Origin of the sequence: Hyphomicrobium sp., assembly GCF_003987855.1 — a bacterium.
Taxonomy (GTDB): Bacteria; Pseudomonadota; Alphaproteobacteria; order Rhizobiales; family Hyphomicrobiaceae; genus Hyphomicrobium_B.
The window spans coordinates 26,164-38,708 of sequence record NZ_RXIZ01000012.1; the positions used below are offsets into that span (position 1 = coordinate 26,164).

A 12,545-nucleotide genomic window follows, 5' to 3' on the forward strand; every position below is an offset into this window, starting at 1 on the left:
CCAGCAACTACACGCTTTACGGCGATCTCTCCGCGAGGGTCATGACAGTTCTCAGGACCTTTACTCCCAGGCTTGAAATCTATTCCATCGACGAAGCCTTCCTGAGCCTGGAGGGATGTGAGGCACGTCTGCTCCCGCATGCCCATCAACTTCGTGCTGAGGTACTGAAGTGGACTGGGATCCCTGTGTCCGTCGGCATCGCACCCACCAAAACACTGGCTAAGGTGGCCAACCGTACAGCCAAGATGAACCCGGGGCGGGGAGGGGTGTGCGAAATCCTCACCGAAGGCGCGCAAACCGAGGCCTTAAGAGCATTGGAGCTCACTGATATCTGGGGCATCGCGGGCCGCCTGGACAAACGCCTTCGCGCGCTCGGCATTGCGTCCCCCCTCGCATTACGCGACGCGAATCCCGACTTTGTCCGCAGGAATTTCGGTGTTGTCCTCGAACGCACCATGTTGGAGCTCCGGGGAACGCCATGCCAGCACCTGGTGGAGATCAATCCCGCCAACAAGCAAATCATCGCCTCGCGGTCTTTCGGTGAAGCTGTGACCACCTTGCGCGGCATGGAAGAAGCCGTCAGCACTTTTACGGAGCGCGCGGCAGCAAAACTCCGGCGACAGGGCCTCAACGCGTGCCGTCTCGGCGTGTTCCTGCAGACCAATCCTTTCAACGCCAATGACGCGCAATACGACAATGGCTTGGCGGTGGCATTGCCGATCGCCACTGCCGACACCGCGCGATTGCTCCGGGCTGCGATGTGGCTAACGCGAAAACTTTGGCGCGAGGGCTATCGCTACAAGAAAGCGGGTGTGGAACTGTCAGAGCTATCGGCCTGCGGCTCGATCCAGGGCGACCTCTTGACAGCCCCGGACAGCCAGAAGAGCAAAGACCTCATGCATGTTATCGACCGGGTGAATCTGCAGCACGGGCGGCAAACCCTGCGTTACGCCGCGTGCGGCACGCGACAACGTTGGGCGCTACGTGCGGAGCGGCGGTCAAGGCGTTACACCACCGAATGGAGCGAGATCCTCGACGTGCGATGACGTCAACTTCAAGCGGCCCTTCTCCAGAGTAGGCCCGCTACGGTCGGCCATAAATTGTAGAACAACACAAAAGTTGCCGACACGATCCAACCGTACACGCCACTGGCGATCAGGCCGTAGAAAAAACTCTGAACGTCAAGCAGTTTGAACTGCGGGAAAATGTCGAGCAGAAAAGCGTGGCCCCTAAGCTCTGGGAACAATGCCCACAGCACCACGCACAGCACGTAGATGACCTGAAACAGCATACAGGTCGCGAACATCGACGGGAAATAGGTCAGGGGCTCGGTTTTGGTCATGGCACTTCTGGGCGGCGTAAATCACTGCTCGGGGTGATGGGCTTTATGCTCGTCCGGTAGATCTGGCGACGGCGTTGAGGCGCCATTTTTTGGCGGTGTCTGCCCGCCCATCATCGCGCCGCCCTTCATCCCGCCCATGTTGCTCATCATGTCGACCATCTGGTCATGCATCTTCTGCATGTGCTCTTTCATGGAGGGATCCTGCATACGGCCAATCATGGCATTCATTTCGGTTGCCATTTTGCCCATGTTGCTTTGCATGCCACCCATCATGGGGCAGTTCATCGATGATGATGTTGTTGTCGAGTCCGCTTTAGGTGCGGCGTTCTCGGCAGATGCAGCAATTGGAAGAGCCAGCATTGTCGCAACAGCGACTCCCGCAAAAGTTTCCTTCATGTCTGTTATCCTTCAGTGTCTGTCGAAGGCCGCTGAGCCGACGGTTGTTGGCGTTGAGCGCCGTGCCCTCGATGCATAAAGACATGCGCCAAAGGACATGCGAGCAAAAAGAGCCAAGGGATGATGCCAAGGAGGTGCGCGCTGTGATCCTGCCAAAGCAGCGCTACGGCAATGGCCGCAAAAGCCAGGAAGACGAGCGTCGCTCGGGGCTTTAGCGACCGTCCCGATTGAGGATAGACCTGTTCCATGGCCTTTCTCCTTCAGTCGCACAATGCTTCCGGTGCACCGGTCCGACATTGATCCCTGTCAAGACAATCAGGTCCGATCGAGCCGGACGTGTCTCAAGCGGAGGGCGTTACCCACCACGCTTACCGACGAGAGCGACATTGCGGCCGCTGCAATGATAGGAGAAAGAAGGACGCCAAATAGGGGATAGAGGACGCCCGCCGCGACCGGGACCCCGGCGGCGTTGTAAACAAAGGCGAAGAACATGTTCTGCCGAATGTTCGACATGGTTGCCGCTGACAAGCGGCGCGCGCGCACAATCCCGGTAAGATCGCCCTTGAGGAGTGTGACGCCTGCGCTTTCCATGGCCACATCCGTCCCCGTGCCCATGGCTATGCCAACGTCGGCGGCCGCAAGAGCCGGGGCATCGTTGACGCCATCACCGGCCATCGCGACGACCCGACCCTGAGACCGGTATTTGGCGACAATCTTTCCTTTGTCTTCCGGCAACACCTCGGCTTCGACATCAGAAATGCCGAGCCTTCGAGCCACCGCCGTCGCGGTGGTTTGGTTGTCGCCGGTGAGCATCACCACCTGTAGGCCTGCATCCTTGAGAGCTGAGATGGCTTCGGGAGTGGTTGGTTTGATGGGATCGGCGATTGCGATCAATCCGGCCGCTCGGCCGTCTACAGCCACATAGATCGCTGTTGCTCCCTCCGTGCGAAGCTGATCGGCCGCATCGTCAAGGCTAGCCGTGTCGATAGCTGCGTCACGCATGATGTGTTTGTTGCCGATGACCAGATGTCGTGCATCGACGGAGCCTTTCACGCCCTTGCCCACGGGTGAGTCAAAACTCTGGGGTGAGGTTAGGATCAAGCCCTTCTCATTTGCGGCCCGAACGATGGCGGCCGCGAGAGGATGCTCGCTATTCCGCTCGAGGCTCGCTGAGAGGCGGAGCAACTCGTTTTCGTCGATGCCGAAAGCTTTGATGGCGACAACGCTGGGCTTACCTTCCGTGAGCGTACCGGTTTTGTCGATAACGAGCGTGTCGACCCGCTCAAATCTCTCGAGCGCTTCGGCGCTCTTGATAAGCACGCCTGACTGGGCGCCTCGGCCGACGCCAACCATGATCGACATCGGAGTCGCGAGTCCAAGCGCACACGGACAGGCAATGATCAGCACCGAGACCGCCGCCACAAGGCCATACGCGAACCGTGGCTCTGGCCCCAAAATCGCCCAGGCAATGAACGCCAATGCAGCCACGGCAATAACGGCGGGCACAAACCAGGCCGAGACTTGGTCTGCAAGCCTTTGAATGGGAGCGCGGCTGCGTTGAGCCTGCGCCACCATCTGCACGATTTGAGCGAGCATCGTGTCTCGTCCGACCTTGTCGGCTCGCATGACGAACGCGCCCGATTGATTCATCGTCGCACCGATGACCTTTTCGCCGATGTTTTTCGTCACCGGCATCGATTCTCCGGTCACCATGGATTCGTCGATCGAGCTTCGGCCTTCGACAATTAGACCGTCGACTGGAACCCGTTCACCCGGGCGAACACGCAGCTTGTCGCTCACGCGGACCTGGTCCAGGCCAACATCCTCGTCAGTTCCGTCGTCACGCAGGCGCCGAGCCATCTTTGGGGAGAGATCGAGCAACGCGCGTATAGCGCCACTCGTCTCCTCGCGCGCTTTCAACTCGAGCACTTGCCCCAGGAGCACCAGGACAGTGATAACCGCCGCCGCTTCGAAGTACACCGCGACAGCGCCGTCCATTCCGCGCATTGTGATGGGGAACAGCTGCGGAGAAAGCGTGGCTACAACGCTGTAGATCCAAGCCACGCCAGTGCCCATCGCGATCAGCGTAAACATGTTCAGGTTGCCCGTTCGTACCGACGCGACGCCTCGGACGAAAAACGGCCACCCTGCCCAGAGGACGACGGGCGTCGCAAACGACAGCTGGAGGCAGTTTGACGATTGTTGACCGAGCCATTGGTGCAAGCCGGTAAGATGTCCTCCCATTTCCAGGGCGATCACAGGCACTGACAGGATAAGAGCAATACAAAACCGCTTGCGCATGTCCGCGAGCTCTGGATGCTCTCCGTGTTCAGAGCTGGCGATTTCCGGCTCCAGCGCCATGCCGCAAATGGGGCACGTGCCCGGCCCTATCTGTCGGATCTGCGGATGCATCGGGCAGGTGTAGATCGCGCCGGCCGGCATGGATGGCGTCCCCGCGCTCTGTGCCGGCGCGAGGAACTGCTCTGGCGCGCTTATGAACTTGTCTTTGCATCGGGAGCTGCAGAAGTAATACGTTTGACCGGCATGGGCGTACGCGTTTTTCGCGGTAAGGGGATCGACCGACATCCCGCATACCGGATCCTTCGCCCGGGCGGAGCTGCCGGACGCATCGGAATGAGCGCCGGAGGGATGGTGAGAATGCTGCGGCGACATGGATCAGGCCCTTTCGTGTTACCCCGGGGGGGTATCGGAGGAGGGTGTGCCGCGCGTTGATGTTCGTCAACTCATCCGATTGAAACATCAGTCGGGGTTTTATTTGCTCCTGACGCTTTCCCATCACGAGCAGTCAACGTCCGTGCAGATTTTGCGGCGGGCGTGGATTGAGCGCCAAGAAGTGTCACCCCTTGGCAAACCTGCTTAAATCCGTTGTGCGGCCCTTTCGGACGGGTGGCTTGCCCCAACGGCCGAGCTATGCCACCTTGAGTTCCGTGAGAAACCGCTTTTACCAGCGCTGGTTCGTGACGCTCGGCATGTTCGCCATGCTCGGGGCGCTCCTGTCCATGCCTCTCACCGCGACCTATGCCCTGGCCATGGCCGGGACCCATCCTGCGGTTTCCCATTCCATGACGATGGCGGATGCCAAGGGCGAGATGCCCTGCCAGAAGCCGATGAAGTCGTGCCCGGACTGCCCGCAGAAGGTCTGCCCCGAGATGGGCAGTTGTCTCGTGAAATGTTTCCAACCGTTGCCCGCCCCGGTGTCAGAGGCGAGGCTTTCCCGTGACGTGATCGCGGAGCGCCTCGTGCCCGTGCCGATCGCCGTCACCACCGGCTCATCGATAGCGCCGCTCCTCCGACCTCCCAGCGTCTGAACCGCGCCCCCCGGGCGTACTGCGGCTGCGGCTGACGCCGTGGCTCCTCGCGCGCGTGGCCATTGGGGCCCGCGCCGGTTCACGACAACAGGAGAAATCCATTATGAAGAGTTCCTCATTGCGCGCGGCCGCCACCGGCGTCGCGCTGCTCATGGCTATGGCCAGTACGGCGCTTGCCGATGTGAAAGATTACGAGTTCCAACTGCTCGATAAGGAAGTGAAGGAGGGCCCGGCAACCCTCTCGGTTAAGCTGGTGCACAAGCCCTCGGGCCGCGCCATCGCCGACGCCGTGATCTTTGCCAAGCGCATCGACATGGGCCCGGACGGCATGGAAATGATGGCCGCCCCAATCGAGCTCACCTCATCGACTGAACCCGGCGTTTATACGTTTAAGACTGAACTCGGGATGGCTGGCAGGTGGTCCCTGTCTCTTGGCGCCAAGGTTCAGGGCGAGACCGGGACGGTCGAGAACAAGCTCATCGTCAAGGCCACCCAATGAGCCCGCTCAAGGGATTGGCCTCCGTCGCAGCCATTTTGGTTGCGGCGGGAGCCGGCTTGTGGGCCGGCCAGACCGGCCTGCTCCAGTTGCCGACGTCCGCCGCCGCCATGACCGAAAATCACCCGGCGGCGACAGGACCGGTGATCTATTACCGTGACCCCGACGGCAAACCGCTCTATTCGCTGACGCCGCGCAACACTGACGGCGGGCAAGCCTACGTGCCTGTGCTGGCCAGCGAGGACGTGTCGTTCGATCCGAAGGCCAAGGCTGCGCCTGCGCAGGTCGCCGACGCACCAGCGGGCGCCAAGAAGATCAAGTTCTACCGCAACCCGATGGGCCTGCCGGACACTTCCCCCACGCCCAAGAAGGACGCGATGGGGATGGACTACATCCCGGTCTATGAGGGTGAGGACAGCGACGACGGTTCGGTGAAAGTCTCTCCGGGCAAGATCCAGCGTACCGGCGTGGAAACGGTGGCGGTGAGCCGGCATCCCATTACCCGCACTATCCAGGCGCCGGGCACGGTGACGATCGATGAGCGCCGCGTCGCAGTTGTGGCGCCCAAATTCGACGGCTACGTGGTCAAGGTCGGCGATGCAACCACTGGCACGCACGTCCACGAGGGCGACGTTCTGGCGACGGTGTTCGGCCAAGCGATTCTCGACCAGGCTGCCCGTCTGCTCATCGAACAGAATTCCGGATGGACCCGTGGCGACGACGCATTCACGCCCCCCGGCCTCAAAGGCCCCGGCGGTGTGGTTGGTGCCAGGCGCCGTCTGCAAAACCTTGGCGTCACCCAGGACTTCATTGACGAGGTCAAACGCGACCGCAAGGTGCCGGACACCTTCTCCATCCGCGCCCCCATCAGCGGCGACGTGTTGGAACGCAACTGGAGCGACGGCCAGGGCTTCAAGGCCGGCGACGTCGGCTTCCGCATCGTCGACCACACCTCGGTTTGGATGATGGCCGATGTTGCCGAGGGAGATATCGCCGCCGTCAAACCAGGACAGCGAGTCAAAGTCACCACGCGCGCGTATCCGAACCGCACGTTCGAGGGGCGGGTGACGGTGGTCTACCCACACCTGGTGAAGGAGACGCGCACCGCGCAAGTCCGCGTCGAGCTGCCAAATCCAGATATTGCGCTGCTGCCGGATATGTACGGCAATGTCGAGATCGCCACCGGCGGCAACGCCGATGCGCTTGCGGTCCCGTCCAGCGCTGTGATTGACAGCGGCAACCGACAGGTGGTGCTGGTGGATCTCGGCGACGGCCGTTACGAGCCCCGCGACGTCAAACTCGGCAGGACAGGTGACGGATTCCGCGAAGTGCTGAGCGGCCTTTCCGAAGGCGACAAGGTCGTCGTCAACGGCAACTTCCTCATCGACGCGGAAAGCAATCTCCAATCGGCGCTGAGCGGGTTTAAGGAAACGTCTCCGACGTCGCGTTCGAATACGGAGGCCAGCCAATGATCGGCCGCCTCATCGCCTGGTCGGCGAAAAACCTGATGCTGGTGTTCATCGCGACCGCGTTCGTGGTGGTGGCGGGCGTGTGGGCGGTGAGGACACTGCCGCTCGACGCCATCCCCGACCTCTCGGACACGCAGGTGATTGTGTACACCGAATTCCCGGGCCAGTCGCCGCAGGTGGTCGAAGACCAAGTCACCTATCCGCTGACCACAGCGATGCTGACGGTGCCGCACTCCAAGGTGGTGCGCGGGTTCTCCTTCTTCGGCGTGTCGTTCGTCTACATCATCTTCGAGGACGGCACGGACATCTACTGGGCGCGCTCGCGGGTGCTCGAATACCTTAGCGCTGCCGCCAAGCGCCTGCCCACCGGTGTCACCCCGACGCTGGGCCCCGACGCCAGCGGCGTCGGCTGGGTCTACCAGTACGTCCTGCAGTCGCCGAATAAATCCCTCGCCGACCTGCGCTCGATGCAGGACTGGGACGTACGCTTCGGACTCTCGAAGGCCGAAGGCGTCGCCGAGGTCGCCAGCGTCGGCGGCTTCGTCAAGCAGTACAACGTGGTTGTTGACCCAAGCCGCCTGCGCGCGCTCAACATTCCTTTATCCAAAATCCGTGACGTCATCCGTGGCAACAACATGGATGTCGGCGGCCGGACGCTGGAACTGTCAGAGCATGAGTTCATGGTGCGTGGCCGAGGATACCTGCGCAGCATCGACGACCTCAACAACGTCATGGTCAAGTCTGACGGTGGCACGCCGGTGCTGCTCAAGGACGTCGCTCATGTCGAAATCGCAGGCGACGAGCGGCGCGGTATCGCGGAACTCAACGGGGAAGGGGAGGTGGCCAGCGGCATCGCCTTGCAGCGCTCCGGCGCCAATGCGCTGACCGTCATCGACAACGTCAAGGAACGCCTGAAGGAAATCATGCCGTCGCTTCCCAAAGGCACGGAAGTGATTCCGGTCTACGACCGCTCGCAGCTCATCAACCGCGCCATCGAGACCTTGAAACACACGTTGTTCGAAGAAAGCGTGGTTGTCGCGATCGTGTGCATTGTCTTCCTGCTGCATTTCCGCAGCGCGCTCGTTGCCATCCTGATGCTGCCGGTGGGTATCCTCATGGCCTTCACCGCCATGAAGTTGCTCGGCCTCGGCTCCAACATCATGAGCCTCGGCGGCATTGCCATCGCAATCGGCGCCATGATCGATGCCGCCATCGTGATGATTGAGAACGCCCACAAGCACCTCGAGCGCGCGCCGCCGGGCAAGCCCAGAACCGAGATTCTCATAGAGGCAGCGACGGAGGTCGGCCCGGCGCTGTTCTTCTCGCTGCTGGTCATCACCGTGTCGTTCCTGCCGATCTTCACGCTGGAGTCGCAGGAAGGTCGGCTCTTCGGTCCGCTCGCCTTCACCAAAACCTTCGCGATGGCGGCCGCCGCCATCCTGTCGGTGACGCTCGTGCCGGCGCTGATGATCCTCTTCGTGCGCGGCCGCATCATCCCCGAGGCGAAGAACCCTCTGAACAGATTGCTGATCGCCGTCTACCGGCCGGTGATCAAGGGTGTGCTCAAGGCCAAGACGCTGACCATCATGCTGGCCGTGGCGATCCTCGCTGTATCGGTGTGGCCGATTACGCAGGTCGGCAGCGAGTTCATGCCCAACTTGAATGAGGGCACGCTGCTGTTCATGCCGACCACCTTGCCCGGCGTGTCGATCACAAAATCGGCGGAGCTGATGCAGACGCAGGACCGCATCATCAAGTCGTTCCCGGAGGTTGCCTCGGTGTACGGCAAAGCGGGACGCGCTCAAACCGCCACCGACCCGGCGCCCACCGAGATGTTCGAGACGGTGGTGAACCTCAAGCCGAAAGAGGAATGGAGGCCAGGCGTCACGACCGACAGCCTCATCGCGGAAATGGACAAGGCGCTGCAGTTCCCCGGCGTCTCCAATGCCTGGACGATGCCAATCAAGGCGCGCATCGACATGCTGTCGACAGGAATTCGAACGCCCGTGGGCGTCAAGGTAATCGGTTCTGACCTCACCCAGATGGATCAGGTCGCCCGACAAGTCGAAACCGTCCTGAAATCGGTCCCAGGCACCTCTAGCGCCTATGCCGAACGTGTGATGGGGGGATACTACCTCGAAATTCTGCCCAATCGCGAGCAGCTGGCCCGCTACGGCCTCATGATCTCCGACCTGCAGGATGTGATCTCGATGGCGCTCGGCGCCGAACCCCTCACGACAACGGTGGAGGGCCGCGAACGGTATACGGTCGCGCTTCGGTATCCGCGCGACCTGCGCTCCGACCCGCAGGCGATCGCCAAGGACGTGGTGGTGTCACTGCCGAATGGCGGAACGGTGCCCTTGGGCGAGATCGCCGACATCAAGCTCACGCAGGGCCCAACTACCATCCGCACCGAGAACGCCAAGCTCGCCACCTACGTCTACGTCGACATCCGGGGCCGCGACCTCGGCGGCTACGTGGAAGCCGCGCGCAAGGCGGTGAATGAGCAGGTGAAGCTCCCACCCGGAACCTACCTGGTGTGGAGTGGCCAGTTCGAATACCTCGAACGCGCCGAGGCCCGCATGCAGCTGGTGGTGCCAGTGACAATGATGATCATTTTCCTGCTGCTGTTCCTCAACTTCCGGCGCTTGACCGAGACCCTCATCGTCATGCTGTCGCTGCCGTTCGCACTCATCGGCGGTTTTTGGCTCCTCTGGTGGCTCGGCTTCAACCTGTCCGTTGCTGTCGCAGTGGGGTTTATCGCGCTCGCCGGCGTCGCCGCCGAGACCGGTGTCATCATGTTGATTTATCTCGACCACGCTTCGCGAGAAATTCAAGCGGAGTGCTTCCTGGAGCAAAGGCCCTTTACCCGCTCCGATCTCCATCGTGCCATCATGGTCGGTGCGGTCGAACGCGTGCGACCGAAGATGATGACGGTGGTCGCCATCATGGCGGGACTTCTGCCCATTATGTGGAGCACCGGCACGGGTTCTGAAGTCATGCAACGCATCGCCGTGCCGATGATTGGGGGCATGGTGTCATCCACGCTGCTGACGCTTATCGTCATTCCTGCCATCTACGCGCTGGTCAAAGGGTGGCGACTCCCCGCTGGAGCGTATCGAGCCGCCCATGGCAGGGTGATCGAGCCGCAATCATGACCATCGGAGTTGCGCCGCGACAACATCGCTTGCGACAGTGGAACCCTTGCCCATATGAGGTCTTGAGTTAGGATCGAATGGTCTCGACAATGCCGGGAGGATTAAGGATCCGAATCAACGTGCGCGGCTGGCTTACATTGTTGGCGGTGGCTTTCGTCGCGCTGCTGGGACTCCCGGCGGCGGCAAACGCGCATGGCGCCTACGGCCATGAACGTTCGCTAAGCGCATCAGTTGATACGGAAAGCGGCGGCTCCAACCAAGCGGGCCATTCCCGCTCCTTCGAAAACGGATCTTCACTTCCGTCCGGGCACTGCACGGGTTCATGCTGTTGTGAAGGCATGTCTCACTGCGCGCCTTGCGGGCCGTCTGCCTCAGCTATCACCGATGGCTCGACCGGCCTGCCTTATCACACCAGTGTCGAACGCGTTGGGCTTCCGACCGACGAAGCAGCCACGCGTATGAGAAGCCTCTTCGGTCTGGAAAGGCCGCCAAGAGTCTAAGTGCGTCCAGCAGGACGCGGCTGAGGACCTCAGCCGTTTGCGGGTCGGACACGACGCCCGCACCATCAACATCAAATCAGGGCGCGCCCTAGCAGGCACGCGTCCGGCCCTCATCACCCGACGAGGTTCCAATGCTGAATCGCTTGGCGATAGCATTGCTCATCCCCGCGCTCGCAGGCTGGAGCGATGACCCACCTCCATGGCCGTATAGCGGTCCTATGCCCGACCGGCCGGTCCGTACCGACAATGGCCAGGGTTACGCACCGGTCAATGCCGGCGCCAAGGCCTTTCAGCCGGTCGACCCTGCGCCGTGGGGCGACGTAAACCGACGCGTCGCGCCCGCACCATCCAACGGAAAGGATGTGCCCGAACATGACATGCACTGATCAGCGCAGGCCGAAGGAGATGTGAAGTCCATGCACGGGGGAGAGAAGGGGATGGGGCGGCGCGGGGGCGCCGGCACCATCATCGCAATCGCGACTGTCGGACTTTTTCTCGGCGGATGCGCGACGTTTTCGAAGGACGGCGGAATGACACTTGTCGCAGACCAAACTGGCGCCATCGTCGGAACAGCGGCGCTTAAAATCAGGAACGAGGCCGACGCAGCCGCCGCGCACGCGCGCGTAACCGCGCTCATAGCCACTCCACTCACCGTCAACAAAGCTGTCGAGATTGCTTTGCTCAACAACCGCGCGCTCCAGGCGGCCTACAACGAACTGGGCGTCTCCGAGACGGAGCTGGTCGAAGCAAGCCTGCCGCCCGCGCCGTCATTCTCCCTGGTGCATCTCACGGGCGCCGAACTCGAGATCGAACGCCAGGTCACGCAGAATATTCTCGCGTTGCTGACTCTGCCGCGTCGACGGGCAATCGCCGAAGACCGTTTCAAGGTGGCGCAGGCGCGGGCGGTCCAGGCCACCCTGTCTACCGCATGGGAAGCGCGCCGCGCGTACTACCGCGCGGTGGCTGCGGCGCAAACGGTCACCTTTTTGGAACAGTCCCGCATCTCGGCCGAGGCTGTGTCGGAACTCGCGAAAAAGCTTGGCGAGACCGGCGCAATGCCTAAGCTCGAGCAAGCCCGGGAACACGCCTTCTATGCGGAAGTCGTCGGCGAACTCGCAACTGCGCGCCTCAGACAGCGCAGCGAGCGCGAGGCTCTCAACCGCGCACTTGGGCTTTGGGGCAGTGACCTAACCTACCGCTTGCCGAATAAGCTGCCGCCCCTCCCATCCTCGCCGCGAACGATGGCTGACGTGGAGACGCAAGCCGTCACGACGCGCGTCGATATTCAAATCGCCCGCATGGAGCTTGCGGCGCTGGCCAAGGAGTATGGCCTTACCCACGCAACGCGCTTCATCAACACGCTCGAAGCGAGCGGAGTCGACCGCAACGAGATTCGACAGGGAGAACGCACACCGCGCAGCGGCTACGGGCTCACCTTTGAAATCCCGATCTATGATTTTGGTGAAACGAAGACCCGCCGGGCGGAAGAAACGTATCTGCGCGCCGTCAATTTGCTTATCGACAAGTCGGTCAACGCCCGCGCCGACGCCCGTCAGGCTTACCAAGCATACCGGGGCTCGTACGACATCGCTCGCTACTACGAAAAAACCGTCTTGCCGCTGCGAGATACGATCTCCGAGCAAACCCTCCTCAACTACAACGGCATGCTCTCCGACCTATTCGGCTTGCTGACCGATTCGCGCGATCGCATCGCGGCCAACCAGCGGGCGATCGAAGCTAAGCGTGATTTCTGGATTGCTGAAGCCGACTTGCATGCCGCGACAACCGGAGGAGGGGGGCTTTCTGGTGGCCCGTCGGGGCAGACCCAAGCTAACGCACAAAGTGAATAGGAAGG

11 protein-coding genes are annotated in these 12,545 nt (G+C 61.6%); 7 read left to right on the forward strand and 4 right to left on the reverse strand.

Annotation, left to right across the window (positions count from 1 at the left end; translation table 11 throughout):
• The coding region (locus EKK30_RS10230; RefSeq protein WP_290984223.1) for a Y-family DNA polymerase at window positions 1-1,046 on the forward strand (1,046 nt) is incomplete at its 5' end.
• 8 nt (window positions 1,047-1,054) lie between these two features.
• Here the strand turns inward: EKK30_RS10230 and EKK30_RS10235 are convergent.
• The 4 genes from EKK30_RS10235 to EKK30_RS10250 all read right to left on the reverse strand — a co-directional run bounded on the left by EKK30_RS10235 (window position 1,055) and on the right by EKK30_RS10250 (window position 4,411).
• Complete coding sequence (locus EKK30_RS10235; RefSeq protein ID WP_290984225.1) at window positions 1,055-1,342, reverse strand: DUF5676 family membrane protein; 288 nt, start codon at window positions 1,340-1,342, stop codon at window positions 1,055-1,057.
• A gap of 21 nt (window positions 1,343-1,363) precedes the next feature.
• Complete coding sequence (locus EKK30_RS10240) at window positions 1,364-1,738, reverse strand: hypothetical protein (RefSeq protein ID WP_290984227.1); 375 nt, start codon at window positions 1,736-1,738, stop codon at window positions 1,364-1,366.
• Between the two features lie 5 nt (window positions 1,739-1,743).
• A complete protein-coding gene (locus tag EKK30_RS10245) occupies window positions 1,744-1,986 on the reverse strand; it encodes a DUF2933 domain-containing protein (protein ID WP_290984229.1) in 243 nt (80 codons plus the stop codon).
• A 67-nt stretch (window positions 1,987-2,053) separates the two neighbouring features.
• Window positions 2,054-4,411: a heavy metal translocating P-type ATPase gene (locus EKK30_RS10250; protein WP_290984231.1), complete on the reverse strand. Its 2,358-nt coding sequence runs from the start codon at window positions 4,409-4,411 to the stop codon at window positions 2,054-2,056.
• A 275-nt stretch (window positions 4,412-4,686) separates the two neighbouring features.
• Between EKK30_RS10250 and EKK30_RS10255 the strand changes: the two genes are divergently transcribed.
• The 6 genes from EKK30_RS10255 to EKK30_RS10280 all read left to right on the forward strand — a co-directional run bounded on the left by EKK30_RS10255 (window position 4,687) and on the right by EKK30_RS10280 (window position 12,540).
• Window positions 4,687-5,067, forward strand: a complete 381-nt coding sequence (locus EKK30_RS10255) for a hypothetical protein (RefSeq protein ID WP_290984233.1) — start codon at window positions 4,687-4,689, stop codon at window positions 5,065-5,067.
• Between the two features lie 103 nt (window positions 5,068-5,170).
• On the forward strand, window positions 5,171-5,566 hold the full coding sequence (locus tag EKK30_RS10260) for a FixH family protein (RefSeq protein ID WP_290984235.1): 396 nt from the start codon (window positions 5,171-5,173) through the stop codon (window positions 5,564-5,566).
• A complete protein-coding gene (locus tag EKK30_RS10265) occupies window positions 5,563-7,035 on the forward strand; it encodes an efflux RND transporter periplasmic adaptor subunit (RefSeq protein ID WP_290984237.1) in 1,473 nt (490 codons plus the stop codon). The genes EKK30_RS10260 and EKK30_RS10265 overlap by 4 nt, the downstream gene beginning before the upstream one ends.
• Window positions 7,032-10,190: a CusA/CzcA family heavy metal efflux RND transporter gene (locus EKK30_RS10270; RefSeq protein ID WP_290984238.1), complete on the forward strand. Its 3,159-nt coding sequence runs from the start codon at window positions 7,032-7,034 to the stop codon at window positions 10,188-10,190. Before EKK30_RS10265 ends, EKK30_RS10270 begins: the two co-directional genes overlap by 4 nt.
• Before the next feature lie 631 nt (window positions 10,191-10,821).
• A complete protein-coding gene (locus EKK30_RS10275) occupies window positions 10,822-11,076 on the forward strand; it encodes a hypothetical protein (protein WP_290984240.1) in 255 nt (84 codons plus the stop codon).
• A gap of 51 nt (window positions 11,077-11,127) precedes the next feature.
• Window positions 11,128-12,540, forward strand: coding sequence for a TolC family protein (locus EKK30_RS10280; protein WP_290984242.1), 1,413 nt, complete (start codon window positions 11,128-11,130; stop codon window positions 12,538-12,540).
• Window positions 12,541-12,545: the final 5 nt, after the last annotated feature.